This is a genomic window from Streptomyces sp. NPDC014894 (genome assembly GCF_043080985.1).
GTDB lineage: Bacteria > Actinomycetota > Actinomycetes > Streptomycetales > Streptomycetaceae > Streptomyces.
Genome location: NZ_JBIBWD010000013.1, coordinates 92327 through 119046, shown reverse-complemented (window position 1 = coordinate 119046; position 26720 = coordinate 92327). Strand labels below are relative to the sequence as shown.

At 74.5% G+C, this 26720-nt stretch carries 24 protein-coding genes; 14 read left to right on the top strand and 10 right to left on the bottom strand.

The annotated features are described in order from the left end of the window. The first annotated feature begins 4 nt into the window (after positions 1-4). The 4 genes from ACF089_RS28015 (at position 5) to ACF089_RS28000 (ending at position 7152) form a co-directional block, all read left to right on the top strand. Complete coding sequence (locus ACF089_RS28015) at positions 5-1495, top strand: glycosyltransferase (protein WP_392032173.1); 1491 nt, start codon at positions 5-7, stop codon at positions 1493-1495. A 760-nt stretch (positions 1496-2255) separates the two neighbouring features. Next, positions 2256-4214, top strand: a complete 1959-nt coding sequence (locus ACF089_RS28010; protein WP_392032170.1) for an ABC transporter ATP-binding protein — start codon at positions 2256-2258, stop codon at positions 4212-4214. Continuing rightward, positions 4211-6004 (top strand): ATP-binding cassette domain-containing protein, encoded by a 1794-nt coding sequence (locus tag ACF089_RS28005; RefSeq protein ID WP_392032167.1) that lies wholly within the window; start codon positions 4211-4213, stop codon positions 6002-6004. Before ACF089_RS28010 ends, ACF089_RS28005 begins: the two co-directional genes overlap by 4 nt. A gap of 35 nt (positions 6005-6039) precedes the next feature. After that, the gene (locus tag ACF089_RS28000) at positions 6040-7152 is read left to right on the top strand and encodes a hypothetical protein (RefSeq protein WP_392032164.1); all 1113 of its coding nucleotides are present in this window, start codon (positions 6040-6042) and stop codon (positions 7150-7152) included. 18 nt (positions 7153-7170) lie between these two features. Here the strand turns inward: ACF089_RS28000 and ACF089_RS27995 are convergent, their stop codons facing one another. The 3 genes from ACF089_RS27995 to ACF089_RS27985 form a co-directional block, all read right to left on the bottom strand. Beyond that, on the bottom strand, positions 7171-7428 hold the full coding sequence (locus ACF089_RS27995) for a hypothetical protein (RefSeq protein WP_392032161.1): 258 nt from the start codon (positions 7426-7428) through the stop codon (positions 7171-7173). After that, a complete protein-coding gene (locus tag ACF089_RS27990) occupies positions 7428-7598 on the bottom strand; it encodes a hypothetical protein (RefSeq protein WP_392032158.1) in 171 nt (56 codons plus the stop codon). The genes ACF089_RS27995 and ACF089_RS27990 overlap by 1 nt, the downstream gene beginning before the upstream one ends. 101 nt (positions 7599-7699) lie before the next feature. Next, positions 7700-8881, bottom strand: a complete 1182-nt coding sequence (locus ACF089_RS27985) for a helix-turn-helix domain-containing protein (RefSeq protein WP_392032155.1) — start codon at positions 8879-8881, stop codon at positions 7700-7702. A gap of 109 nt (positions 8882-8990) precedes the next feature. On the opposite strand from ACF089_RS27985, the gene ACF089_RS27980 reads away from it, so the two are divergent. Further along, a complete protein-coding gene (locus tag ACF089_RS27980) occupies positions 8991-9527 on the top strand; it encodes a flavoprotein (protein WP_392032152.1) in 537 nt (178 codons plus the stop codon). Between the two features lie 199 nt (positions 9528-9726). Here ACF089_RS27980 and ACF089_RS27975 read toward each other — a convergent pair whose 3' ends face one another. The 3 genes from ACF089_RS27975 to ACF089_RS27965 all read right to left on the bottom strand — a co-directional run bounded on the left by ACF089_RS27975 (position 9727) and on the right by ACF089_RS27965 (position 12825). Then, positions 9727-10242: an SET domain-containing protein-lysine N-methyltransferase gene (locus ACF089_RS27975; RefSeq protein ID WP_392032149.1), complete on the bottom strand. Its 516-nt coding sequence runs from the start codon at positions 10240-10242 to the stop codon at positions 9727-9729. A gap of 262 nt (positions 10243-10504) precedes the next feature. Next, the gene (locus ACF089_RS27970) at positions 10505-11695 is read right to left on the bottom strand and encodes an MFS transporter (RefSeq protein WP_392032146.1); all 1191 of its coding nucleotides are present in this window, start codon (positions 11693-11695) and stop codon (positions 10505-10507) included. A gap of 92 nt (positions 11696-11787) precedes the next feature. Continuing rightward, positions 11788-12825, bottom strand: a complete 1038-nt coding sequence (locus ACF089_RS27965; RefSeq protein ID WP_392032143.1) for an NAD-dependent epimerase/dehydratase family protein — start codon at positions 12823-12825, stop codon at positions 11788-11790. Between the two features lie 429 nt (positions 12826-13254). Here ACF089_RS27965 and ACF089_RS27960 point away from each other — a divergent pair, with 429 nt between their 5' ends. Continuing rightward, complete coding sequence (locus ACF089_RS27960; RefSeq protein ID WP_392032140.1) at positions 13255-14490, top strand: DegT/DnrJ/EryC1/StrS family aminotransferase; 1236 nt, start codon at positions 13255-13257, stop codon at positions 14488-14490. Between the two features lie 18 nt (positions 14491-14508). Here the strand turns inward: ACF089_RS27960 and ACF089_RS27955 are convergent, their stop codons facing one another. Next, on the bottom strand, positions 14509-15474 hold the full coding sequence (locus ACF089_RS27955) for a MerR family transcriptional regulator (protein WP_392032138.1): 966 nt from the start codon (positions 15472-15474) through the stop codon (positions 14509-14511). Positions 15475-15715: 241 nt separating this feature from the next. On the opposite strand from ACF089_RS27955, the gene ACF089_RS27950 reads away from it, so the two are divergent. After that, entirely contained in the window at positions 15716-16261 is a 546-nt protein-coding gene (locus ACF089_RS27950; RefSeq protein WP_392032442.1) for an RNA polymerase sigma factor, read from the top strand. A 543-nt stretch (positions 16262-16804) separates the two neighbouring features. Here ACF089_RS27950 and ACF089_RS27945 read toward each other — a convergent pair. Further along, positions 16805-18178: a cryptochrome/photolyase family protein gene (locus tag ACF089_RS27945; protein ID WP_392032135.1), complete on the bottom strand. Its 1374-nt coding sequence runs from the start codon at positions 18176-18178 to the stop codon at positions 16805-16807. A 301-nt stretch (positions 18179-18479) separates the two neighbouring features. On the opposite strand from ACF089_RS27945, the gene ACF089_RS27940 reads away from it, so the two are divergent. The 5 genes from ACF089_RS27940 (at position 18480) to ACF089_RS27920 (ending at position 22178) form a co-directional block, all read left to right on the top strand. Next, positions 18480-18965 carry an Lrp/AsnC family transcriptional regulator gene (locus ACF089_RS27940; protein ID WP_392032131.1) on the top strand — a complete coding sequence of 162 codons (486 nt, stop codon included), beginning with the start codon at positions 18480-18482 and terminating at the stop codon, positions 18963-18965. A 79-nt stretch (positions 18966-19044) separates the two neighbouring features. Next, the gene (locus tag ACF089_RS27935; protein WP_392032128.1) at positions 19045-19728 is read left to right on the top strand and encodes an HAD family hydrolase; all 684 of its coding nucleotides are present in this window, start codon (positions 19045-19047) and stop codon (positions 19726-19728) included. Positions 19729-19796: 68 nt separating this feature from the next. After that, entirely contained in the window at positions 19797-20372 is a 576-nt protein-coding gene (locus ACF089_RS27930) for a hypothetical protein (protein WP_392032125.1), read from the top strand. Positions 20373-20465: 93 nt separating this feature from the next. Then, positions 20466-21179, top strand: a complete 714-nt coding sequence (locus tag ACF089_RS27925) for a DUF305 domain-containing protein (RefSeq protein WP_392032122.1) — start codon at positions 20466-20468, stop codon at positions 21177-21179. 117 nt (positions 21180-21296) lie between these two features. Next, the gene (locus ACF089_RS27920) at positions 21297-22178 is read left to right on the top strand and encodes a F510_1955 family glycosylhydrolase (protein ID WP_392032119.1); all 882 of its coding nucleotides are present in this window, start codon (positions 21297-21299) and stop codon (positions 22176-22178) included. Between the two features lie 159 nt (positions 22179-22337). On the opposite strand, the gene ACF089_RS27915 is transcribed toward ACF089_RS27920, so the two are convergent. Beyond that, positions 22338-23303, bottom strand: a complete 966-nt coding sequence (locus ACF089_RS27915) for an SDR family oxidoreductase (protein ID WP_392032116.1) — start codon at positions 23301-23303, stop codon at positions 22338-22340. A 198-nt stretch (positions 23304-23501) separates the two neighbouring features. Here ACF089_RS27915 and ACF089_RS27910 point away from each other — a divergent pair, with 198 nt between their 5' ends. Together ACF089_RS27910 and ACF089_RS27905 are read left to right on the top strand one after the other, a co-directional pair. Next, a complete protein-coding gene (locus tag ACF089_RS27910) occupies positions 23502-23630 on the top strand; it encodes a hypothetical protein (protein WP_392032113.1) in 129 nt (42 codons plus the stop codon). Beyond that, complete coding sequence (locus tag ACF089_RS27905; protein WP_392032110.1) at positions 23627-24694, top strand: chitinase; 1068 nt, start codon at positions 23627-23629, stop codon at positions 24692-24694. Before ACF089_RS27910 ends, ACF089_RS27905 begins: the two co-directional genes overlap by 4 nt. 90 nt (positions 24695-24784) lie before the next feature. On the opposite strand, the gene ACF089_RS27900 is transcribed toward ACF089_RS27905, so the two are convergent. Further along, positions 24785-26617 (bottom strand): alkyl/aryl-sulfatase, encoded by a 1833-nt coding sequence (locus tag ACF089_RS27900; RefSeq protein WP_392032107.1) that lies wholly within the window; start codon positions 26615-26617, stop codon positions 24785-24787. Positions 26618-26720: the final 103 nt, after the last annotated feature.

Below are 26720 nucleotides of genomic sequence, written 5' to 3'. Positions count from 1 at the left end.
CCGCATGCCTACCGTGGGACAACAATCACCGAACGGACGGCCGGCCGGCGACCGGGAGGGCGACCGTCCGCGGCCGTCCGGCCCCGGCCCCCGGGTGGCCGTCCTCAGCCCGCCGTTCTACTCGCACGCCCGCCCGCTGTCGGTGCTGGGCCGGGAGCTGTGCCGGGCGGGGGCGGACGTCCTCTTCGCCTCGGGCGCCGAATTCGCCTCCCTGGCGAAGGAGTCGGGGCTCGCCTTCCGGGTCTTCGAGTCCACCTCCAACCGCAATACGGGCGTCGCCGGGCGGACCCGGCAGGGCGCGGACGACCGGGACCGGCTGCGCGCCTTCCTCGACGCGACCCGGCAGGGCGCGGTGCCGACCCTGCTGCTCCAGTCCCGGCACCGCCGGGCGGACATGCTGAACCGGCCGCTGGAGGTGCTGGAGGCGGTGCGCGAGCTGCACCGGGAGGTCCGGCCGGACTGGTATCTGGTGGACCAGCTCAGCTATCCCGTCACCCTCGCCCTGCACTGCCTCGGGCTGCCCTTCGCGACGTACTGCCCCGGGCATCCGGGCTACATACCCGCCGACGGGCAGCTCTTCGGGGTGCCGGGCCGGTGGCCCGGCGCGCTGCGGCCCGACGCGGCGGAGCTGGCCGGGCTGCGGGAGACTGCGGCCGCCACGGAGGAACGCTTCACCGCGGCGTTCAACGAGGTCGTGGCCGCCTCGGGGACGGGGGCCGAGCCGGTCGGCCGGGCCTTCGCCCTGGCCTCGGGCCGGGCCCGGCTGTTCACCTATCCGAGGCCGTCCGGCGCTCCCGCGGCCGGGAGCGGGGCGGCGGCGGACCGCGATCTGTACCAGGGGCACTGCACGGTCCCCGAGCGGCTCTCGCCCGACTGGCGGGCGCGGCTCGCCGGGCTCGGGGGGCCGCCCCGGGTGCTGGTGGCCCTGGGGACGTTCCTGTCGGCCCGCGACGATGTGCTGCGCACGGTGGTGACGGGGGTGCGGGCGGCCGCGCCGGCCGCCGCGATCGTCGTCGCCGCCGGGGAGAACGCGGGGCGGCTGGCGGACCTCGTGGACGAACGCACGGTGGTGGAGCCCTTCGTACCGCAGCGGGCGCTGCTGCCGTCCATGGATCTGATGGTGCACCACGGGGGCAACAACTCGTTCACGGAGTGTCTGCGGGCGGGGGTCCCGGCGCTCGTGCTGCCCTTCTCCAGCGACCAATTCGCGATCGCGGCCGACGCCGAGTCGCTGGGCGTGGGGCGGTGCGCGGACCCCAATAGGGCGACACCGCGTGATATCTCGGATCACGCGAAGGCGTTGCTGGGGTCGGGCGGCCGGGCCGCGGCGGCCTGGTCGCGCAGGGTCCGGCGGCGCGGGCCGAGTTGGGGCGCGCGCCGGTTGTTGCAGCTCATGAGCGTGGAAGCGACGGCTCCGCCCGGGGCTCCGGAGCCCTCGAAGGCCCCCTCCCGGGCGGCGGGGCACCCCGATGAGGGGCTCGAACCGGCCCGGTGACAAGGCGTCCAATACGCGCCACTCGTGGCCGGAAGAAAGGTATATACCTTCCATCGGCGTCATCGGGCGAACTAGGGTCCCGAACAGATGGCCGGACGAAGGAGCACGCGGCGCCGTGCGACGTCCTCCGGTCAGGAGCCGCCGGGGACCGCTCAAGGGGGAGGGCTTGGATGAGAGCCATGACGCCTGTCGACGGCCCCGTGACACGGGTCGGCCGTACACCGGCGACCCGTCCCGCCGCCGCGCCCGAGCGGTGCGCGACGCGGCCCGCCGGTGACGGGCTCCGGCCCGTTCCCCACCACCGGCGGGCCGCCCGGCCCGGTGCGTCCGCCGCCGTATGACGGGCTCCCGCCCGGTGATCCGGCGGCGGTACGGGGACGGCGCGCCGAGCGGCCGGCCGGCCTCGGGCCGAAACCCCCGCCCGGAGCCCTCCCCGCGTACCGGCCGACACCGCGCGCCGCCCCGGCGTACGGCGGACACGGCCCCCGCCGGGCGCCGCTGACCCGCGCCGGGGCGGGCCCGGCCGACGTCCCGCGCCCGGGTCCGGGACGCGTCCTCGGCGCCCGGGCCGCCCGCGGGGCTCGGCGGGACCCTGCCCCGGCCCCGTCCCGCCCGCGCGGCGCGCCGTCCCGTCACCGCGCGGGCCGGCGGTCCGGGCGCGTACGACCGGGGCGTACGGACCGCCTCCGCCGGGCGGACGCGTCCCGCCGACCCCGTACCGCCGGCCCGCCCCTCCCCCAACTCACGGAAAGGATCCGTCGTGCCCCCAGCTCCCCACCGCTCACGGCTCGCCCGCTTCGTCGCACAGCGGGCCGGGCGCTGGCTCTCGCTGGTGCGGCTGCTGCCGTACGCCCGGCCGGGCCTGCTGACCGCGGCCGTCGCGCTGAACACGGCGATCGGCGTACTGCCGCTGGTCTTCGTCGTCGCCATGGGCGTCCTGCTCAACCGGCTGCCCGCCGGGGCCCGGCCCGACGGAGGGGGGTGGGACGGCATCGCGGCGGCGCTCGCGGCGGCCGTGACGGCGTTCGCCGTACAGCAGGTCACCACGCCCTACCAGGCGGCGCTCGGCGAGGCGGTGGCCCGGCGGGTGGACGGCGCCTGTCTGCGGCGGCTCATGTCGGTGTCGCTGTCCCGCGTCCCGCTCGGCGAACTGGAGCGGAAGGAGACCCTCGACCGGCTCGCCGACGCCCGCAACGCCTTCGACCAGCAGACGCCCACCCCCGGACAGGCGGCGGCCGGACTGCTCGCCCTCGTCGCCCGCTACACGCTGCTCGCCGGAGCCACCCTGCTCGTCGTCATCACCCTCGGCCCGCTCCAGGGGCTGCTGATCGGGGCCACCGCCCTGCTGGTCAGGTTCGGCCAGCGCGGCTCCCTCATCCGGTTCGCGGGCATGTGGTCCGGTCTCACCGGGGCCAGACGCCGCATCACCTACATCCGCCGGATCGCGGGCGGCCCCGCGATGGCCAAGGAGATCCGGATCCTCGGGCTGACCGACTGGTTCCGGGAGCGGCTCCGCGGCGAGACGCGCGCCTATCTGACCCAGGTGTGGCGCAACCGGCGGCGGCTGCTGATACGGCCCTTCGCGGCGCTGGCGGCGGTGGGCCTCGCGGGCGGCGCGCTGACGCTCGCCCTGCTGGCCGCCGCCGCGTCCGCCGGCGAACTGTCGCTGCTCCAGCTGTCGGTCGCCCTCCAGGGCGTCCTGGTGCTGATGCGGTTCGGCGTCTACTTCCCCGAGTGCGACTTCCAGACCCAGTACGGTCTGCTCGCCCACGACACCCTCCGGCGTCTCGAACGGCTCTCGCCGCCGGAGCCTCCCCCGGCGGACCCCGCCGTACCCGGCCCGGCCCTGCGCGACGGGGTCCGCTTCGAGCGGGTGAGCTTCCGGTACGCCCCCGGCTCGCCCACCGTCCTCGACGGGCTCGACCTCGACATCGCGGCGGGTCGCTCCACCGCGATCGTGGGGCTCAACGGCGCGGGAAAGAGCACCCTGGTCAAACTCCTCACCCGGCTGCACGAGCCCACCGGCGGGCGGATCACCGTGGACGGCGAGGATCTGCGCGAGGTGGGCGAGGAGCGGTGGCAGCGCCGGCTGGCCGTCGTCTTCCAGGACTTCGTCCGCTTCGAGCTGAGCCTCGCCGACAACATCCGGATGGGAGCCCCGGACGTACCGGACTCCGCCCACGCGCGCCGGGCGCTGTCGGCGGCCGTCGACCGGGCCGGCGTCCGGGGCCTCGTGGAGCGGCTGCCGCACGGACCGGAGACCGTGCTGTCGTCCCGGTACGCCGGGGGCAGCGATCTCTCCGGCGGGCAGTGGCAGCGGGTCGCGCTCGCCCGGGTCTCGTACGCCGTCGAGCACGGGGCCCGGCTCCTGGTCCTGGACGAGCCGACGGCACAGCTCGACGCGCGCGCCGAGGTCGAGTTCTTCGACCGGTTCCTGACCACGACGAAGGGGCTGACCAGTGTCGTCATCTCACACCGCTTCTCCTCGGTGCGCCGCGCCGACCACATCGTGGTGATCGAGCACGGCCGGGTGGTCGAACAGGGCACGCACGAGGAGCTGGTCGCGCTCGGCGGACGCTACGCCGGGCTGTTCCTGCTCCAGGCGGAGCGCTTCCGGGAACCGGCGGACGGCGGGCGGGCGGGAACGGAAGCCTTCGGACCGGCCGGGGACCCCGAGCCGGCCGGGGCCGCCGACGCCGGGACGGGGGCGGTCCGATGAGGTCGGTGCTCCGCGCCGTCCGCTTCTCGCTACGGCTGGCGGGCCGCACCGACCGGCGCAGACTGATCGGGGCCGCGACCCTGCTGCTGCTGGGGTTCCTCGCCACCCCCGCCGTGGCGCTGCTGCTGCGCGCCCTGGTGAACACCGCCGGGGCGGGCGAGGCCACGGCGGCGACCTGGCTGGCGCTGGCCGTCGCGGCCGCGCTGGTCGTCGAGCTGACGATGGGCCACTTCGCGCACATCCTCTACTTCGAGGCGGGCGAGCTGAGCGAGGCCGTCCTCCACGAGGAGCTGCTCGGCATCACCAACGGCGCCCCGGGCCTCGCCCATCTCGACGACCCCGGCTTCGCCGACACCCTCGCCCTGGTCACCGAGGATCTGGCCCGCACCCGGGCCGCGCTGGAGGCGAGCCTGCAACTGCTGGGGCTGGGCGTCCAGGCCGGTGTCACCGTCGTCATCCTGGCCACCCTCGATCCCTGGCTGGCGCTGCTTCCGCTGGCCGCCCTCGTACCGGTGCTGACCGGCCGCCGCTCACAGGCGCTGCTCGACCGCGCGAAGGAGACGGCCGCCGAGGACACCCGTCTCAGCCGCCATCTGCTCGCGCTCAGCACCTCGCCGGCCACGGTGCCCGAACTCCGCGTCCACCGGGCCCGGCAGGCCCTTCTGGACCTCCAGACCGACGCGTTCGACCGCGCCGGATCGGTGCTGGTCCGGTCGCAGCTGCGGGCCGCGACCCTGCGGGCGCTGGGTCAGCTGGTGTTCGGGGCCGCCTACGGCGGTGCGATCCTGCTGGTGGCGGGCCACGCGCTCGCCGGGCAGTCCAGCGTCGGCGATGTGATTCTGCTGATCACCCTGGCCGTTCAGGTCGCCGCGCAGATCTCCAACGCGCTCGGCCTCTTCGCCACCCTCCAGAACGCGGGGCGCACGGTCACCCGGCTCGCGGAGCTGAGGGAGGCGGCGCCGGCCCTTCCCTCCGTACCGTCGGACGCCGGACCGGGCGCTCCGGTCCCGCCCGTGCTGGCCGACGGCATCCGGTTCGAGAACGTCGGCTTCCGCTACCCCGGCGGCCCGCCGGTCCTCAGCGGACTCGATCTGCACCTCGCCGCCGGGACGACCGTGGCGCTGGTGGGGGAGAACGGCGCGGGGAAGAGCACCCTGGTCAAACTGCTGTGCGGGATGTACCAGCCGACCGAGGGCCGGATCCTGGTGGACGGCGAGGATCTGCGAACCCTCTCCCCCGCCGCCTGGTCGGCCCGGATCGCCCCGCTGTTCCAGGACTTCGCCCGCCTCGAACTGCTGCTGAGGGAGCAGGTCGGCGTCGGCGATCTGACGGCCCTGGACGACGACGCGGCGATCGGCCGGGCGGTCTCCGACGCCCACGCCGACAACGCGCTGCGGCGGGTGCCCGGCGGGCTGGACGGACTCCTGGGCCGAGGCTACGGCGACGGGGCAGAACTCTCCGGCGGCCAGTGGCAGTCGCTCGCGCTGGCCAGGACCCTGCTGCGCCCGGACCCGCTCCTGCTGCTCCTGGACGAACCGGCCTCCGCGCTGGACGCGAGCGCCGAACACGCCCTCTTCGCCCGCTTCACCGACGCGGCGCGACGGGCGCACGACGCCTCCGGAGCGGTGACGGTGTTCGTCTCGCACCGGCTCTCCACCGTCCGGCTGGCCGACCGGATCGTCTTCCTCCGCGACGGCCGCGTCCTGGAGTCCGGCGACCACCGCGCGCTGATGGCCGCCGACGGCGCCTACGCCGAGCTGTACGGACTGCAGGCCCGCGCCTACATATGACCGACGCCACCACGACCGGCAGGCAGTGAGGACCCATGACCACTCCATCGCTCACCCGACTCGACGATCTCTCGATCAGCGTGATGACCCATCCGCTGCGACGGCATCTGGCCCGCGACGTGGTGGCGGCGCTGCACCCGCTCGCCATGGAGGTGGCCGTCGACCCCGATCCCTGGAACACCCCCAGAACGCTGCGCACCTCCATCGAGGCGTGGCGTCGCGCCGACCCGGACCGCGCCTACCATCTGGTGCTCCAGGACGATGTGGTGCTCAGCCCGGACTTCACCGCGCACCTCGCGGACATCGTCTCCACCGCGCCCGACGTCCCGGTGGCGCTCGGCGCGGTCTGGATCTCCCGCAACGGCTGCGCGGTCCGCTGGGCCGCCGCACAGGGCGCCAGGTTCGTCGAGGCGATACCGGAGTTCCTGCCGTGCCTGGGGCTGCTGATGCCGACCCGGCTCGCCCGGCGGTACGTGGAGTTCGCGTCGTCCTGGCCCGACCCCGACACCCCCGACGACGTGGTGATGCAGGAGTTCGTCGCCCGCGAAGCCGTGCGCCCGCTGCTCACCGTGCCCTCCATCGTGGACCAGCGGCCGGTCCACAGCCTCATCGGCAACGACTACGGGATCATCCGGGCGGCCTGCTTCGGCTCCCCGCCTCCCGGCTGGTTCGCCGAGGACAAGGCGACGATCACCGGCTACACCGCCCTGCCGGTGCTGCGCCAGGGGCGGCTGTCCCTCTACACGGACCCCGGCGGCCGGTACGGCGGCCCCTGGGACAAGGCCCCCTTCGAACGCTCCGCGCACCGGCTCGGCTGGGACGTCGACCGCCTCGCGGAACGCTACGACGCCTTCCTCGCCGCCGCTCCCCGCGAGCTGTCCGATCGCTGGTTCCGCCTGGTCGGCCCCCGAGTGCTGTGGACGGCCTGGCTCACCGCCCACGCCATGCGCCACTTCCCCGCCCCCGGCCACGTCCCCGATCTCCCCGACCCTGACCCCATGTTCGTGGACACCGCCCTCCGCACGATCCTGACCGGCGGCTTCCTGGAGCTCTCCCGCCCCACCCCCGTCCAGCGCACCCTCATGGACGAGATCGACACCCTGCTCCCGATCGCTGTCGCGGGCTACCGCGCACCGCTCCTGGAGTGAGCGGCGCGGCGGGGGCGCTCACCGGGCGGGCCGCCGGAACTCCCGCACACCCGGGTTCGCGGGGCAGGGTGCTGACCGGTGCAGGGCGGCCGCGATCTGCTCGGCCAGGGCGACATCGAGGACTCCGAGGGAGACGTACGCGCCGCTGCGGGTGACCACCGGCTCGATGCGGGACCAGACGGCCTCGGGGACGCCGTGCACGGCGAGTGCGGCCTGTATGGCTCGGGCCGCCTCTTCGGCTGCGGCCCGGCCGGCGTGCCTCGTCTCGGCGCCCATCAGCGGCCGCCTTCCGGCTCGCTGCATTGGGGGCAGCGGCAGGGCGGGTACTCGGAGGAGAGCATCGGCAGCAGCGGCACCGGCGGCCCGCCCGGCCCGCCGACCACGATCCGCGGCGCGACGGGGAGCCGCGCCCCGTCCCTGCCCATGCGATACACCTCAAGCGTCATCACGTCCGCTCCTTCTGGTCGCCGGTCGGGTGCGATCTCCAGCGTGGCGGCTCAAGGAGGGCGGAACGCTCACAGTTCTGTGAGCGCTGTGAGCGTCCGAATCAGAGTCCGATCCACGCGGCCATGCGGCCGAGGGCGTCGGGGGTGCGGCGGCTGCTGTGCACCAGGCCGCTGATCGTTTCGCGGGTGCCCGGGTAGTGCCGGACCTGTTCGGGCGCCGCACGACGGGCCGCGCCGAGGTTCTTCAGGGAGGCGTCCAGGTGCCCGGTCTCCATCTCGACGCGGGCGCGGTCCACCAGGTATCGGGCCCGCCGGCTGGTGAGGGTCGACGCGGGCAGCTTGATCCCGCGGGCCTGCCCGAGGGCATCGTCGTACTGGCGCATCGTGACAGCGGCCCCGAAACAATGAAGATCAGCGTTCCGATGCCCGAAGGAGAGCCAGTGCACTTCCGGCGCTTCGCCGCCGACCCGGTCCGCCAGGTCCCGGGCGGCAGCCAGGTGCAGCTCGACGGCGGCCCGGTCCTCGGCGCGGGCGGCGAGTGCGGACGCCCCGAGATGCAACTGTCCGGCGACGGCGAGGGCCTCGCGGGACGTCTCCCCGGCGAGGAGCTGCTGCCCGGCGGCGATGAGCCGCTGCCCCGTGCCGCGCGTGTCGCCCGCCTTGTAGAGGAGTCCGCGCTTGTACTGACGGATCGCGGCCAGGCACGGGTCCGAGGCTCGCTCGGCGGCCCACGCCATCCGGTCGAGAGCGATCCGCGCGAGATCGAGGTGGCCCAGCTTCAGGGCGATGTCGGACGCGGTGCGGTACGCCGACGCCAGGGCCTGCCACACCGGAGTCGCCGGGGCGGTCCAAGCCGTGTGGGTCAGCTCGATGATCAGCCCCGGAAGGTCTTGGGCGGCCTTCTTCAGATGAGTGGCCCGGACCTGCCGGCACAGCCGGTCCGCCTCCACGGCGAGCGCGGCGACCGGCCGGGCGGTGAGCGCGTCGACGGGCCCCAGGTCGTGGAGGTCGAGAACTTCGCGGACGGGGGTGAGGATCGCGCGGCGGTCGTGGTGGGTGTCGCTCGCGGCGGGAGGCCCTGTCAGGGCGGCGACGTCGATCCTGAGGGCGCGGGCGACAGCGGAGACGAAGGCGATCGTGGCTGCCCTGCGGCCGCACTCCACCTGATTCAGCAGGCTGTACGAGTAGGGCATGCGGTCAGCCAACTGCCTCTGGGTGAGGCGGGCCAGCTTTCTCTGTTCCTTGATGCGCGCGCCGGTGTGTTCGTCGTCGTGGAGGGGCATAGCGGGCTCCGTTCCTGACTCGTCGTCCGGAACGGTACCCACGCGCAAGGGCGTTGGACTCGGCTTCGCCCCCGATCCGCCCGGCTCGGGGGCGCATGCATATGGTCGGATGGAGCCCATGACGATCTATCTGTTCGGGAGCGCCGCGCCGCCGGTCTTCGAGGTCCGCACGGTGATCCGAGATCTTCAGTCGCGCGGGGCGGCTGTGTGCCTGGGGCTGACGCCGACGGCGGCCGACTGGCTCCGCGACGACCTTGAGTCCCTGGAGGAGCTGACCGGGCGTCCGGTCCGCTCGCGGTACAAGCGGCCGGGCGAGCCGGACGTATGGCCGAAGGCTGAGGCGATCCTCTTCGCCCCGGTGACCGCGAACTCGTTGAACGCTTGGGCCCTCTGCCTGACGTCGAGCTTCGTCGTCGGAGTGGTCGCCGAAGGCATCGGCAAGGCGATCCCCATCGTGGCGATGCCGTGCGTGAACGCGGCCTACGCGTCACACCCTCAGATCGACCGCTCGGTCGAGACCCTCAGGGCGGCCGGAGTGACGGTGTTGTACGGGAAGGACGGCGGGTTCGTGCCGAACGCCCCCGGCGAGAAGCGCGCCTACCCGTGGCAGGCCGCCGTGGAGGAGACACTTCGCCGGACCGGGTAGTGAGGGACGGCGGGCGCGCGGCACCACCGGCCGAGTAGCCATTCACGGCCTCCCGCACCGTCGCGATGGAGCAGGACGCCAGGCTCGCCCGTAGCCAGTCGTCGTGGTGCTCGGCGCGTGATCCCGGGCGAGATCCCGACCCCCGGCACCGCGCGTGAGCGGCACAGAGCCCGGGGGACGGGACCTCGTCGGCGGGGTTCTAGGAGGGTGTCTCCGTGTCGAGGAGGTAGGGGGCGACCGAGCCTCGGTAGGCGGCCCGGCGGTCGGCCGGGAGGTCTTTCCAGCCGGTGATGCGGCCGCGGCAGAGGGCGGTGCCGCACTGGCAGAGGGCGGGGAAGTGCTCGATGGAGAAGTTCCGCATGGCGTAGTCGAAGGTGATCTCCAGACCCGCCGGGATGGGCCGGCGCGCGACGAGATCGTGGGCGCCGGCCGCGTTCAGCCCGATGCCGCAGGCCGGATCGCACGAGTGGTTCACCTTGGGCACCAGACCGCCGTGGCGGACGAACCGGTCCCAGCCGACCTGGGAGGCGTGTGAGTCGTTCCGGCCCAGCTCGGCCTCGATCACACCGGTGAGCACGGTCTCCCCGCTGCGGAAGGAGCGGACGGCGAACACCCCGGCCCCCTTGCCCGCGGACTCCCGGAGTTCGGCCCCCGGCCGGGGGCGGGGGGTGCGCGGTGCGGTGGGCAGCGGAACGACCGTGCGGTCACGCTTCATGGGATGAGCCCTTCGATCAGTCGGGCGCGAGTGGTGCGAGGCGTCGTCGGGCGGGCCGGGCCGTCGGCGGCTCCGGCGCTCTGCCGGAGAGCGGGTACGGCACACACAACAGCACGGGAGGCCGCCGCGCCAGGGGTATACCGGCCGGAGCGGTTCCGGTCGGCGGGTCCCCGCAGTCCGGCGCGGTGCCGGGCCGGCTCGGCGCGGGGGCTCGCGGGGCTCGCGGGGCTCGTGGTGGTCCGTAAAAAAGGGGGCCCGGGGTTCAGGAGTCCGGGGCCCGGAGGCGGTGCGCGGTGATCGTGAGCACGGTGAGGAGGAGCAGCAGGACGAGCATGGCCGCCCGCAGGCCGGTCAGTTCGGCGATGACGCCGATGACCGGAGGGCCGGCCAGGAAGCCGGTGTAGCCGAGGGTGGAGACGGCGGCGATGGAGGGTCCGGGCCGGCCCTGGTCGAGGCCGGCCGCGTGGCGGAAGACGGCGGGGACGACGGCGGCGAGTCCGAGGCCGAGCAGGGCGAATCCGGCGAGCGCGGCGGGCGGCCCGGGGGCGGCCGTGGTCAGCAGTGCGCCCGCCGCGCCGAGGAGTCCGGAGAGCTGGAGCAGCCGGACCGTGCCGAAGCGTTCGTGGACGGTGTCGCCGGACAGCCGTCCGACGACCATCCCGGCGCTGAAGAGCGCGAAGCCGAAGGCCGCCGTGCCGGCCGAGGAGCCGACCGCGTCGCGCAGATACAGCGCGCCCCAGTCGTTCATGACGCCCTCGCTCATCAGCGCGCAGAAGACCACGGCGCCGGGCGCCCACAGTCCCGCCGAGGGCAGCGCGAGGCGCAGCCGGGAGCGCTCCCGGCCGGGGTCGTCCGGCAGCAGCCTGGTGCCCGCGAGCGCGAAGACCGCCGCCAGGGCGACCGCGGCGACGGCGAAGTGCGGGCGGACGCCGATGTCCGCCGCGGCGGCGACGCCTCCGACGAGGGCTCCGGCGATGCCGCCGAGGCTGAACATGGCGTGGAGCCGGCCGAGGACGGCCCGGCCGGTGGCGCGTTCCACCAGGACGCCCTGGGCGTTCATCGCGACGTCGACGGCGGCGTTGCCGCAGGCGAAGACGGTCAGGACGGCGGTGAGTCCGATCAGCCCGGGGGCGAAGCCGATCAGCGGCAGGGCGAGGAGATAGACCGCGACCCCGCCGGCCAGCACCGGGCGGCTGCCGCGCTGGGCGACCAGCCCGCCGGCGACCGGCAGGCCGAGCAGGGCTCCGACGCTGAGGCCGATGAGGGCCACGGCCAGCTCGCCGGCCGACAGTCCGAGGTTCTCGGTGACGGCGGGGACCCGGGCGGCCCAGGTGCTGAAGGCCGCCCCGTTCGCGAAGAACAGCGCGCCGACCGCCGCGCGGGCGCCGCGCGGCGACCCGCTCCGTGTCGCCGCCCCGGCGGTCTCCCGCCCCGGGCACGGGGCTTCGGCCATGACGCCTCTCCTCTCCTGTGCCGACAGCGCCGACAGCGCCGGCTGTCCCGGCTCTCCCGGGCGCGCCCGGCCGCGCCGGCTTCTGCGGCGGCTCAGATCGCGCCCGCCGCGGACGCGATGACCCTCCGTCCGCTCCGCGGCCGGCTGAGGGCGACCGGTCCGGAGGGCAGTTCCGGGCGGGGTCCCAGCAGTTCGGCGAGCGAGACCAGTCCGTCGTGGAGGGTGTGCCGGGGGGCGAACCCGAGTCCGGTGAGCGCGGAGACGTCCGCGACCAGCCGGAAGGTGTCCTCCAGGCTGCTGGGGTCGCTTCTCAGCTCCACCGGCCGGGAGGTCGCCAGCCCGACCGCCTCGCCGAGTTCGCGCATCGACACCTCCCGGCCGGTGCCGATGTTGTACGCCTCGCCCGGGGCTCCGCGGTCCGCGAGGACGATCAGCGCCCGGCACAGATCCTCCACATGGATGAAGTCCCGGGTCTTGCGGTCGAGATCGCCCACGACGGGGACGGGCTGCTCGTTGAGGTGTCGGCGCAGGAACTGGGAGACCTCGCCGCCGGCCCGCCGGGGGTCCTCGCCCGGTCCGTAGACGACGAAGGAGCGGCCGATGACGGCGGGCAGTCCGCAGGCCGCGTGGAGGCTGCGCAGGGTCAGTTCGCCCGCCAGTTTGGAGGCTCCGTAGGGCAGGAAGGGGCGGGTGGGGTGGTCCTCGGTGATCGGGGCGGTCCGCGGGATGCCGTAGACGATCGCGGAGGAGAGATAGACCAGCCGGTCCACCCCCAGTCTGCTGGCGGCCTCGCCGACATTGCAGGTGCCCAGGGCGTTCATCTGGAAGTCGAATCGCGGATTCTCCACGGAGAGCGGGCCGCTGGCGTTTCCGGCGAGATGGAAGACCGCGTCGACGCCGTGGAGGGCCAGCAGGACTTCTCCGTAGTCCCTCAGATCGGCCCGGATGTGCTGGACTTCGGGCAGTGCGGTGATGTCGTGTCCGGGGTCGGCCAGATCGATCACCACGACTCTTTTTCCGAGTGTGACGATTTCCTTCACAAGATGACGGCCGATGAATCCGGATCCGCCGGTCACGGCGACCGTTCCGAATTCCGCCAGGGCATCGCCGTATCGGTGTGCCGAGTGCATGGGAAACCTCCGCATTGTCTCGGGACATGCCTGGTCAGCCCGGTGTACGGCGATCCCTCGGCGGCCTTGCGCGGGCCGCGCCGAACCGGCGTACGGAAACGGACTGGGCTCCGAGTAGAACACGGAAGGGGCCGTCGCACGGCCGGATTACGGGTGGGATAAGGGCTGTTTGCGCCACTCCCGCACCGGGGGTGGACGCGCGTCGAACGCCGCTGGGCAGCGCCTTGGCGGCAGTGCGGCGAGCCGTGGAAAGGCCGAATAGATTCGGCGGCGTGTCATTCTCGCGCCACCTCGCCGTACCCTCGTTTTTCAGAAGGCCGGGAAAGAGCCGGAAAGAGGCTCCGGTGATACCGGACGCACTCGTCGGCATATCCGTTCATCGGCTTATCTGTTCACGGATCCGCCGTCTTCCGACGCAGAGGAGTTCTCGTGACCGACTTCGTCGTCCCGTACCTCGGCCAGGGAAGCGAGTTCGACGAGTCGGACATCGACGCGGTGACCTCGCTGCTGCGCTCCCGCAGACATCTCTCCTCCGGGGAGGAACGCGGCGCGTTCGAGGCGGAGTTCGCCGCCGCCGTCGGCGCGGAGCACGCGGTCGCCACCACCAGCTGCACCATGGCGCTCCATCTGACCGTCCGGCTGCTCGGGCTGCGGCCCGGCGACGAGGTCATCGCCTCCCCGCTCACCTTCCAGGCCACCGTCGCGCCGCTGCTCGGCCGCGAGGTCACCGTGCGCTTCGCCGACATCGACGAGGACACCCTCGGGCTGAGCCCCGCCGCCGTCGAGGCGCTGCTGACCCCGCGCACCCGGGCCGTCCTCCTCACCCACTACGGCGGCCTCGCCGCCCGGCCGCGGCGCATCGCGGAGCTGGCGAAGGCCCACGGGGCCGCCCTGGTGGAGGACTGCGCGCACGCGCTGGGCAGTCTCGACGAGGGCGTGCCGCTGGGCACCTCGGGGACGGCCGGCTGCTGGAGCTTCCACAGCCTGAAGAACATCTCCACCCTCGGCCAGGGCGGCATGGTGACCACTGGGAGCGCGGAGCTGGCGCGGACCCTGCGGCGGATCCGGGAGATGGACCCGGACGCCGACTTCGTCGCCCGGGACGGCGCGCCGGACTTCGGCCCCGCCCCCGGACCCGACGCCCCGGAGCGGCATGCCAAGAACGCCTACAGCCACGACTGCGTCGCCGTGCGCACCGGGGGCCTCAACGCGGTGATGTCCGAGCCCGCCGCCGCGGTCGGCCGCACCCAGCTGCGCCGGCTGCCCTCGTTCGTCGCCCGCAGGCGGGAGGTCGCCGACCGGCTCAACGCCCGTCTGGGCGCGCTCCCCGGGGTGTCGGTCCACGGCGATCTGCCCGGCTCCGCGCACTGCTACCACCTCTACACGTTCCGGGTGACCGGTCTGCCGCCCGGGGGCCGCGACGAGCTGGTCCGCAGGCTGCACCACCGGTACGGCATCGAGATCGTGCTGCGCTACTTCCCGCTGCACCTCCTGCCCGAGTGGCGGCTGCGCGGAGGCCGATACGGCCAGTGCCCGGTCGCCGAGCGCGTCTGGTTCTCCGAGCTGGTCAATCTGCCGCTGTACCCCTCGCTGACGGAACGGCAGACCTCCTACATGGCGGACGCCGTGGAACGGACCGTCGAGGACCTCCGGGCCGGCCGCTGAACCCGCGCCGGCCCCCGGTCAGCCGGCGAGGACGGGCTCCAGCGCGTCCAGCGCCTCGACGAGACCGGCGGGCCGCACGGTGCCCGGGACGCGGGGACCCGCCCAGCCGGGGCCCGCGGTCAGGACGAGGGGCCGACGGCGCGCGCCGCGTACGCCCCAGGTGACGGCGGCGATGTGCCGGGCCAGGGTCCGGTCGGCCGTGGCGCGCGACTGCGCCCAGAGCACCACCGCGGCCGGGCCGGTGCGGCGTACGGCGCTGTCGAGGGCCTCGACGGGCAGCGCCGCGCCGAACATCCGCACCGGACGGCGCTGTCCGCGCAGTACGGCGGCGAGCGCCTCCAGCGGGAGGGTGTGCCCCTCGCCGGGGAGACAGGCCAGCAGCGCGGGCGGGCCGGGCAGCTCGGGGCGCGGGGCCGCGCAGCCCCGGCGCAGCGCTCCGGAGACATGCCAGGAGAGCAGGTGCTCGACCTCCACATACCGCTCGCCGGAGCTCTGCCACTTGCGGCCGACGGCGCGCAGGGCGGGCACGATGATCTCGTTCCACGCGATGATCAGCCCATGGTCCTCGACGGCGGCGGCGAGCAGCGCGTCGACGGCCCCGGCGTCCAGGCGCAGCGCCGCGCGGGCCAGCCCCCGGCACTCCTGGCGGACTTCGCCGAGCGGCAGCGCGGTGCGCGCGCCGGAGCGCGGTGCGGCGGGCCCCGGGATCAGGGTCCGCGGGGAGCCGGCGGCCGTGCCGGCCAGCCTGGCCGCTTCGGCGGGCGGGAGTCCGGTGCTGGTCAGCGCGCACATGCGCTCCAGTACGGCGATGTCGTCCGGGGTCCAGCGACGGTGCCGGCCGCCGGTGTGACGGGCGGGGCCGATGCCGTAGCGCCGGTCCCAGGAGCGCAGGGTGGTGGGGGCCACGCCCAGGCGTCGCGCCACCGCGCCGGTGGTGAGGCCCGCGGCCGCGCCGTCGGGGTCCGCCGGGGAGGGTGTGGTCACCGGCCGATCATACGACGCACAAACGACGCATGTTGAAGGCCCCCGGGCGCGGAATCGACACTGGCCGCCCGTGCCGGGGCGTGCCCCCGCCGCCCCGGCACGGGCGGTGCGCGGACGAGTGATCGGCGGGCCGCAGCGCTGGCCGCCGGGGAGTCCGGCCGGAAGGAGCGAGAGCGTGAGCGCCACCCCACCGACGGAGCCGCCCGGTGCGCCGCCCTGCCCGGCGGACGACGAGGCGGGGGTGTCCGAGCGGCTGGCCGGCGGGCTGCTCCGGGGCGACGAGCGGAGTTTCGCGGCGATCTACCGGCGGTGGGGGCCGCTGGTGCACGCGCTCGCCGCGCGCAGCCTCGGCGACTCCCGGGAGGCGGAGGACGTCACCCAGCAGGTCTTCCTCGCGGCCTGGCGCGGGCGGGCGGGGTTCCGCCCCGAGCGCGGCCCGCTCGGCGCTTGGCTGGTGGGGATCGCCCGGCGCAAGACGGTCGACGCGCTCGCCGCCCGCACCCGTCGGGGCGAGCTGGCGGCGGCCGTCGCCCGTACGCCCGCGCGGCCGCACGCCGTGGACTCCGCCGTCTGCCCGGAGAGCGCGCTCGACCGGCTGCTCATCGCCGACGAGCTGGGCAGACTGCCCCGGCCGCAGCGCGAGGTGCTGTGTCTGGCCTTCTACGAGGACCTCACCCAGACCCAGATCGCCGAGCGCACCGGCATCCCCCTGGGCACGGTGAAGAGCCACGCCCGCCGCGGCCTGCTCCGCCTGCGCGGCCGCATCGGCGAGAGCCATACGGGGTAGGCCGCGCCCTCGCGCGGCGGCGGGGGTACGCCGTGGGCGACGGGGCGAGCGGCCGCGCCCGCCGGAGTCCGGGCCGCACCCGCCCGCAGCGCGCCGAAGGGCACGGCCGGCACGACCGCACGGCCCGTCGCGCGGCCGGGCCCCGCGCACCGAGGCCGTGCCCCGGCTCCCGCGCGCCGCGAGAACACCCGCCGAGGCCCCCTCGAACCCGGCGGCCGGAGACCGGGACGACGGCGTCGGCACCGGGGCCCGGCCGGACACCCGCGCCGCGCGACCTCTGCCCCGGCCCCGCCCACTCAGGCTCGGCCGTATGCGCGACGGCCCCGCCGGGGACTCCCGCGCGCCGGGAGCGACCCGCGCACCCGCCGAGGCGCGCCTCCGGGGCCGACGCCCGAAGACCGGGGCGACGAGACCGGTACCGGCCCGTGCCGGGACCGCCGCCCTCCGGCCCCGGTGGGCGGTCGGCGAGCGCGCGGGCCGGTGTGCCGTACGGACGGCCCGCGCGCCGGGAGTCCCCGGCCGCACCGGCGGGACCGGGCGGGGTCAGTGGCCGTCGCGGGCGTCGCGGAAGCGGTCCAGCGCGTCGGAGAGGTCGATCAGCGGCTCCGGGTAGTCGTAGCGGGCGCGCTCGGACGCCTCCAGACGCCAGGGTTCGTGGACGGCGGGGCCGGTGAGGTCCGCCAGTTCGGGGACCCAGCGGCGGACGTAGCCGCCGTCGGGGTCGAAGCGCCGGCCCTGGCGCACGGGGTTGAGGACCCGGTTGGGCCGGGTGTCCGCGCCCGTGCCGGCCGCCCACTGCCAGTTGAGCTGGTTGTTGGCGATGTCCCCGTCCACCAGGTGCTCCAGGAAGTGCCGGGCTCCGACCCGCCAGTCGACGTAGAGCGTCTTGGTGAGGAAGGAGGCCGTCAGCAGCCTGCCCCGGTTGTGCATCCAGCCCTCGTGGCGCAGCTGCCGCATCGCCGCGTCGACCACCGGATATCCGGTGCGTCCCGTCTTCCAGGCGTCGATCTCCGCGGCGGCCTCGGGCCCGGAGCGCCAGCGGTCGTGGCGGGGACGGTAGTCGTCGCGGGCGGCGGCGGGGCGGGCGGCCAGCATCTGGTGGTGGAAGTCGCGCCAGCACAGCTGCCGGACGAAGGCCTCCGCGCCCGGCCCGCCGAGGGTGCGCGCGCGGTGGACCGCCTCGACGGGTGAGAGGGTCCCGAAGTGGAGGTGGGGCGAGAGCCGGGAGGTGGCGTCGCCGGGCAGGTCGTCGTGGCGGTCCTCGTAGTCGGCCAGTCCGCTCCGCCGCCAGGCGAGCAGCCGCCTGCGCCCCTCGCGCTCCCCGCCCGGGGCGAGCGCGGGGGCCGCTCCTGCGACGTCCGCGCGGTCGGGGACCGGCTCCGAGCCGACGCCCTCGGGCACCCGCACCACCCGGGGCGCGCGATACGGGTCCCTCAGCCGCTCCCCCGCCCAGCGCCGGAAGTACGGGGTGAAGACGGCGTAGTGGTCGGAGCCCGCCGGCCGGACCGCCCCCGGGGGCACGGCGGTGATCACGGCGTCGTGGACGTGCGGCCGGCAGCCGGTGCCCGACAGCGCCCGCCGCAGGGCCTCCTCCCGCCGGGAGGCGTACGCGGAGACGCCCGCCGCGAGATGGACCGTCTCGGCCCCGGTCTCGGCGACCACCCGGGCGACCTCCTCCGCCGTACGGCCGGAGCGGACCACCAGCCGGCCGCCGCGCTCGCGCAGCCCGGCGTCCAGGTCGGTGAGGCAGTCGGCGAGGAAGGCGCGCCGGTTGGGGGCGTCGAACCCGGTGTCGTGGACGCCCTCGTCCAGCACGAAGAGCGGCACCACCTCCTCGGCCGAGGCGAGCGCGGCGCGCAGCGAGGGCTGGTCGTGCAGCCGCAGGTCCGAGGTGAACAGGACGACGGAGACCGCCATGGCACCACTCCAGGTGGATCGGGAAGGCTTCGTACCGCTTCCGTTTCCGGGGCGGCGCCGGATGCGCCGTTCCGTCCCGCTTTCGGGGAGGAACGGGCCCGGGAGGGAGAAGCCGGACTTTTCGGGTGACCCTGGCCGACCGAGTCCCGGTGCGCAAGGACATCGGCCCCGCCGGGCGCGGCCCGGCCGCTCGGCGCGCTCCGGCGGGGGCTGCGGACCGGCCCGGCGGGGCCGGTCGGGTACGGGCCGTTGGTACGGTCGGGCCGTAAGCGCCCGACCAGCGAAAGGCCGGTGGAGGACCATGGCGGTGGATGTGCTCGACACCCGCATCCTGCGGCTGATGATCGAGCAGCCGCGGACCAGTGTGCGGGAGTACGCCCGGCTGCTGGGCGTGGCGCGCGGGACCCTCCAGGCACGGATCGACCGGCTGGAGCGGGAGGGTGTGATCACCGCCACGGGCCCCTGGCTCTCCCCCGCGGCCCTCGGCCACCCGGTGCTCGCCTTCGTCCACATCGAGGTCACCCAGGGCCGTCTGGACGAGGTCGGCGAGGGGCTGTCGGCCGTACCGGAGATCATCGAGGCCTTCTCGATCACCGGCGGCGGAGATCTGCTGACACGGGTGGCGGCGCGGGACAACGGGCATCTGGAGGATGTCGTCCAGCGGCTGATCCGGCTGCCGGGCGTGGTGCGCACCCGGACGGAGATCGCGCTGCGCGAGCGGGTGGCGCACCGGCTGCTGCCCCTGGTGGAGTCGCTGGGCCGGGAGGCGGGCGGCGCGGCGCGCTGAGCCGTGTCCACAGGGCCCGGGACGCACGGGTACGGGTGCCGATGTCCTGGCGCGATCCCGGCTTGGCATGCTGGAGCGCATGAACAATCCAGGCAGCGCTTCGGTCATCTTCGATCTCGACGGCACTCTCGTGGACAGCGAGCCGAACTATTACGAAGCCGGGCGCCGGCTGCTGGCCGCGTACGGCGTGACGGACTTCGGCTGGGAGCGGCACACCGACTTCATCGGCATCGGCACCCGCGAGACGCTGGAGGCGCTGCGCGCGGAGTACGCCCTCGACGCGCCGGTCGAGGAGCTGCTCGCCGGGAAGAACCGGCACTATCTGGAGCTGGCCCGGGCCTCGACCGAGGTCTATCCGCAGATGCGGACGTTCGTGGAGCTGCTGCACGCCGACGGCGTGCCCCTCGCGGTGGCCTCCGGCTCCTCCCGCGCCGCGATCGAGGCGGTGCTCTCGGGCACCGGCCTGGACGCGTTCATCCGTACGGTCGTCTCCGCCGAGGAGGTGCCGCGCGGCAAGCCCGAGCCCGATGTCTTCCTGGAGGCCGCCCGCCGGCTGGGAGCGGATCCCGCCGACTGCGTGGTGCTGGAGGACGCCCCGCCCGGCGCGCTGGCGGCCCGCGCGGCCGGCATGCGCTGCGTCGCGATCCCCTACGTCCCGTCGACGGCCTCGGACCCGGCGTTCGCCGCCGCCGATCTGCTGTACGCGGGGGGCCAGCGCGAGTTCACCGCCCGGTCGGCGTACGACTGGCTGAACGCGAGGTAGCCGGACCGAGGGGCGGCCGGGGGGATCCGGCGGACGGTGGGTAGGGTCGGTCGGGGAGAGGAGGAGCGGTGGACGCGAGCAGGATGATCCGAGCGGCCGGTGCCTGGGGGCATCTGCTGCTGGTCGTGCTCGCGCTGGGCGTCTTCGCCATGCACACCACCGGCCATCCCGACAGCGGCTCCGCCATGAGCCACCCCGCCGTCGCCGCCCCGCAGGCGGCCCCCGGCTCGGCCGTCACCACGACGGCCGGCCGCCCCGGCATCGACACCGCGAACGCGCACACCGTCCTGGCCGCCGGGCCCGGCACGGCCACCGCGTACGCCCCCGGCGCCGCCGTCGCGTACGGCGACGGCACGGAGACGGCCGGCGCGGACGCCTCGTACGCCCCCGGCGCCGCCCCCGACCCCCGTACGGCGGCCGACACCGGCACCGGCACGGCGCACGACTCCGGCATGGCGATGGACATGACCTCGCTCTGCGTCGCCGTCCTCGCCACCTGGATCCTCGCCGCGCTGCTCCGGGCCGCCATCGGCCGCCGGCCCGAGTGGCCGGCCGCACTGCGCGCCGCCGCCCTGGCCGCCCTGCGCCCCAACCCCCCGCCCCCCAGACCAAACCTCGCCACTCTGTCGATCCTGCGGATCTAGGCCGAACGCCTCCGCGGGCGCTCCACGACGCCCGCGCACTCGTTCACCAGCCGTGATCCGGCAGTACCGAACAGAACAGCACGAGGTGTCCTCATGACAGCCATCGACAGCCCCACGCGCGCGCCCCGGCGGGCGCGGGCTTCCCGCCGTACCGCCCTGGCCGCCGTCGTTCTCGCGGCCGGGCTGCTGCTCACCGCGTGCGGCGGCGACAGCGGCACTCCCGCCGGCGGCGGGGACGGCATGGACGGCATGGACCACGGGGGCGGCGCGCGGTCCGCGTCGAGCGCCCCCGCCGACGCCGGGAGCGGCCCCGCGCCCGGCGCGTTCAACGACGCGGACGTGATGTTCGCGCAGATGATGATCCCCCACCACGAGCAGGCCCTGGACATGGCCGAACTGGCCGACGGCCGGGCCGCCGACGCGGAGATCGTCGAACTGTCGGACGCGATCGCCGCGGCCCAGGACCCCGAGATCGAGAAGATGACGTCCTGGCTCAAGTCCTGGGGCAAGCCCGCCTCGGCACACGGCGCCGGCGGAATGGACCACGGCGGCGACTCCGCGGAAGGCTCCGGCATGTCCGGAATGATGTCGGAGAAGGACCTGGACCGGCTGAAGGCGGCCCAGGGCGAGGAGTTCGACCGGCTGTTCGCGCAGATGATGATCGACCATCACCGCGGCGCGGTCGAGATGGCCGAGGACGAGCGGAAGAACGGCCGCAACGCCACCGCCAAGAAGCTCGCCGCCGACGTGGCGGCCACGCAGTCCACCGAGATCGACGCGCTCGAACGGATCCTCGACCGGCTCTGAGCCCGGCCGCTCCCGTCCGTCCGCCGGGTCCGCTCCCCCGCGGGCCCGGCGGACGGACGCCCCAGCCCACACCACGACGGGGTCGCCCGACCCCTCCCTCGAAACGATCGGGACCTCATGAAGAAGCGCCATCTCACCCTGTCCGCGTCCGCCGCCGCGCTCGCCCTGGCCCTGACCGCCTGCTCCGGCTCCTCGGACGACGGCGACAGCGGCGACAGCGGCGGCAAGGGCGCCGGCGCCACGATCAGCCATATCCACGGCGTCGGCATCGGCCCCTCCGACGGAAAGCTCTACGTCGCCACCCACGAGGGCGTCTACACCCCGGACGCCGACGGCGGTCCCCAGCTCGTCGGAGACCGCAAGGACGACTTCATGGGCTTCACCGTCGCCGGGAAGGGCAGGTTCCTCGCGAGCGGCCACCCGGCCCCCGGCCGGGACGCCCCCGCCAACCTCGGACTCATCGAGAGCACCGACTCCGGAGTGACCTGGAAGGACCGCTCGCTCGTCGGCGAGGTCGACTTCCACTCCCTCGAATACGCCCACGACACGATCTACGGCTACGACAGCACCAACGGTCTGCTCCGGGTCAGCGAGGACGGCGAGCGCTGGGAGAAGCGCGCCGAGCTGGCCGCGCTCGACCTCGCCGTGAGCCCCGACGACCCCGACACGGTGCTCGCCACCACCGAGTCCGGGCTCACCCGGAGCACCGACGGCGGCAAGACCTTCGGCTCCGGTACGAAGCCGCTCATGGCCTTCGTCTCCTGGCCCGCGGCCGACGCCCTCTACGGCGTCGACCCGTCCGGCGGGCTGAGCCTGAGCGCCGACGGCGGCACGAGCTGGCGGAAGGCCGGGACCGTGCCCGGGGGCGCGCCCCAGGCGCTGACCGCGATCGACGACCGGCGGCTGATCGCGGCGACACAGGACGGGGTCTACGAGTCGAAGGACGGCGGCAAGACGTTCGCCAAGCGCCTCGCGGTCAGCTCCTCCGGCGGCCACTGACGCGCCCGAGGCCCCCTGACGCCCCTGGGCCGCGACGGTCCTCCCGCCCCGCGCGGGAGGACCGCGCGCCCGGGGGCGTACGCCCTGGGAGCCGTACGCCCGAGGCCCGCGCGCCCCGGGACCCGCCAGGGACCCGCCGGGACCCGCCCGAAGCGCGGGCTACCGGAAGTCGTCCGCGTGGTCCCGGGCCCACTCGGCGAAGTCACGGGCCGGGCGGCCGGTCACCTCGGCGGCGGTGACCCAGGGCACGTCGGGCTCCTCGTACGCCTGCTCCCCGCCGCCCTCGCCCCGGCCCCGGCCCTCGCCATCACCGTCGCCGCCGGACTCACCGTCGCCGCCGGACTCGCCATCACCGTCGCCGCCGGACTCAGGCTCCGACTCCCCCAGCGCGGCTCCCGAGTAGTCCTCCCAGCCGAAGAGGAAGTCGGCGTTGTCACCCGCCCAGCCGCCCTGCCGCTTGTAGAAGGCACGGGCCTCCTCCGCCGTGACCTCGTCCAGCCGGATCCCTTCGCCGATCGCGGCCGCGATGGCGGCCACCTGCTCACGATGGGTCAGCGTCCCCGGCCCGGCGAGGCTGTACGCGCGGCCCGTGTGACCGTCCTCGGTGAGCGCGGCGACGGCGACGTCGGCGATGTCCGCCTCGTGGACGGGGGTGGTGGCGGGCTCGTCGGGGTAGACGTCGACCACCCGGCGGTCGGCCCGGACGGACGGCCCCCACAGCTGGAGCGAGTTGAGCGCGAACTCCCCGGGCCTGACATGCGTCCACGCCAGCCCCGACCGCTCCACGGCCTGCTCCACCGGGTAGTGGTACTCGGTGTCGTACCCGGCGGTGACGGCGGCCGACGACAGGACGACGATCCGGCGCACCCCGGCCTCGGCGGCCAGCGCGACCACCTCGTCGGCGGTCTCGCCGACCGGGAACAGCAGCAGCGCGTCCACGCCCCGGAACGCCGCCGGGAGCGTCGAGGGCCGGGCGAGATCGCCCTCGGCGACCGGCACCCCGGCGGGCAGCGCGGCCGAGCCCGGCCGCCGGGTCAGCGCCCGGACCTCCGCCCCGGCGTCCACGAGCCGCCGGACCGCGTGCCGGCCGATGTTCCCCGTCGCACCGGTCACCAGAATCGTCATACCGCTCTCCGCCTCCGCACAGGTGGGGCGCTCGTCGCCCCGGATGGTCCGCCCGGCTCCGCCGCGGGCGGCCTTGAACCCTACCGACCGGTCGCAACTTCCTTTCGTGCGGGACCCATTGACGGTTGGTCTGGACCAATCTACGGTGTGGCCGTCGCACCACGTACGTCTCCAGGCCCCCACACCCAGGAGGTGAGCGTGACCCCCCACTTCCCCGCCCCGCCCCCGTCCCCCGCACCGGCCGCGCTCACGGCCGAACCGCTCCTGGTCCCCGTCTGTCTGCTCCGTCCCGACCGGGACGCGTGGCACGAAGGGAGCTCCGTATGATCCGCCGGACATCTCGCCTGCTCGGCGTCGGGTTGGCGATGGCATTCCTCATTCCGCTGACCGGCGCCGCCGCCCCCGCCGCCACGGCGACCGCGCCGCCCCCGGCCGACACCTGCGCGGTCCAGTCGAAACCCCAGGGCAAGGTGCTCCAGGGGTACTGGGAGAACTGGGACGGCGCGGCGAACGGGGTCCATCCGCCGCTCGGCTGGATCCCGATCACCGACGCCCGTATCCGCGCCCACGGCTACAACGTGATCAACGCCGCCTTCCCGGTGATCCGCTCGGACGGCACCGTCCTCTGGGAGGACGGGATGGACACCAATGTGAAGGTCGCGACCCCGGCCGAGATGTGTCAGGCCAAACAGGGCGGGCTCACCCTCCTGATGTCGATCGGCGGCGCCGCGGCCGGGATCGACCTCAGCTCCGCGGCCGTCGCCGACCGCTTCGTCGCGACGATCGTCCCGATCCTGAAGAAGTACAACTTCGACGGCATCGACATCGACATCGAGACCGGGCTCGTGGGCAGCGGCAACATCAACCAGCTGTCGGCCTCGCAGTCCAATCTCATCCGCATCATCGACGGGGTGCTCGCCCAGATGCCGTCGAACTTCGGCCTGACGATGGCGCCCGAGACGGCCTACGTCACCGGGGGCAGCATCGTCTACGGATCGATCTGGGGCTCGTATCTGCCCATCATCAAGAAGTACGCCGACAACGGCCGGCTGTGGTGGCTGAACATGCAGTACTACAACGGCAGCATGTACGGCTGCTCCGGCGACTCGTACTCCGCCGGAACCGTCGCGGGCTTCCGGGCCCAGACCGACTGTCTGAACCGGGGCCTGGTCATCCAGGGCACCACGATCCGGGTGCCCTACGACAAGCAGGCCCCCGGGCTGCCGGCCCAGCCGGGCGCGGGCGGCGGCCATATGTCGCCGAGCCTGGTCGCGCAGGCGTGGAACGGCTACAACAACGCGCTCAAGGGCCTGATGACCTGGTCGCTCAACTGGGACGGCGCGCGGAACTGGACCTTCGGCGACAATGTGAAGTCGCTCCAGGGCCGCTGACCGCCCACCCGTGAACGGCGGTGCCGGGCAGGTCACCCCACCCGGCCCGGCACCGCTCCTCCTCTCCCCCTGACCGCCGCCGCCCGGCGGTCAGGGGGTGACGATCGGGAACCCGGGGTCGGCCGCCGTCACATGGGAGAAGAGCCGGGCCAGCAGCCCCGGATCCCCCTCGGTCCGCACCCCGTCGGCGTCCGGCGCACCCCCCGCGAGAACGCCCAGGAGCTGCGGCTTGGCGAGGGTGAGGGTGAGACCGGCCGGGATCTCCGAGGTGTGGTAGAGCGGATAGTCCCGGTGGGTGAGAGCCCCGTGCCGCAGGGTGAGACGGTGTCGGCGGCGCTCGTCGGTGAGGACGAGATCGACGGTGAGGTCCTCGTCCCAGGCGCTCGGGCCGTCGACGCGCACGGCGACGGAGTCCAGCAGCATCCCGACGGTGAGGGCCGACGTCAGCTCCGGGTCGGCCGTGTCCAGCACGGCCGGGTTCACCCCGTGGCGCAGCTCGCCGGCGGCGGTCAGATAGAAGTTGCGCCAGGTGGCGTTCTCGCAGCCGTGGCCGAGGCGTTCGTAGACCCCGGCGAGGGTCTCCGCGGCCTCGGCGTGGGAGGGATCGGCGAAGACGATGTGATCGAGCAGGGTGGCGGCGAAGCGGAGGTCGCCGTCCGCCGCGTAGACCCTCGCCTTGGCGAGCGCCTGTTCGGTGCCGCCCGCGATCTCCACGTACCGTCTGGCCTGCTCGGCCGGCGGATGCTCCCACAGATGGGCGGGGTTGCCGTCGAACCAGCCCATGTACCGCTGGTAGATCGCCTTGACGTTGTGGCTCACGGAGCCGTAGTAGCCGCGCGCGTGCCAGGCCCGCTCCAGGGCCGGCGGGAGCCGCAGCTCCTCGGCGATCTCGGTGCCGGTGAGTCCGTCGTTGAGCAGCCGCAGCGTCTGGTCGTGCAGATACGCGTACAGATCGCGCTGCTCGCCGAGGAACCGGACGACGTTCTCCCGGCCCCAGGTGGGCCAGTGGTGGGAGGCGAAGGCGACGTCGTAGGCGTCGCCGAAGAAGTCGATCGCCTCGTCAAGACAGCGGGACCAGATCCGGGCGTCGCGCACCACCGCGCCGCGCAGGGTCAGGATGTTGTGCAGGGTGTGGGTGGCGTTCTCCGCCATGCACAGGGCGCGGTGGTCGGGGAAGAGGAAGTTCATCTCGGCGGGGGCCTCGGTGCCCGGGGTGAGCTGGAAGACGATCCGCGCCCCGTCGACGGTCTCCTCCTGGCCGGTGCGGGTGATGCTTCTGGTCGGCGGTACGAGGGTGATCGCGCCGGTGGACACGGTCATGCCCAGACCGGCTCCGAGCTGCCCCCTCGGCCCTTTGGGGAGCCGGTCCCCGTACATGAGGACCGCGCGGCGGGTCATGGCGTTCCCCGCGTAGACGTTCTCGCTGACGGCGTTCTCGAGGAAGCCCTCGGGGGCGAGGACCGGTACGCCGTCCTCGGCGCCCCGGGGCAGGACGGCCCGGGAGCCGCCGAAGTGGTCGCCGTGGGAGTGGGTGTAGACGAGACCGGTGACGCGCCGGTCGCCGCGGTGCTCGCGGTAGAGGGCGAGGGCGGCGGCCGCGGTCTCCGCCGAGATCAGCGGGTCGACGACGATGACGCCCCGGTCGCCCTCGACCAGGGTCATGTTGGAGAGATCGAGTCCGCGTACCTGGTAGATCCCGTCGGTGACCTCGTACAGGCCCTGGCGTGCGCAGAGCCGTGCCTGCCGCCAGAGACTGGGGTGGGCGGTGGCCGGGCAGTCCTCGGCCAGGAAGGCGTAGGCGTCGTTGTCGTAGACGACCCGGCCCTCGGCGTCCTTGATCACGGCCGGATCGAGCGCGCCGAGGAATCCGCGGTCGGCGTTCTCGAAGTCGGCGGTGTCCTCGAAGGAGGGCAGGGCGCTCATGGATCGCTCCGTTCGGTACGGGGCCGCGGCCCGCGCGGTGGCGGGCGGACGCGCGTCTCCATCTCAGCACCGGTCGCCGGTCCGCGCACGTCGTCGTCCGCCC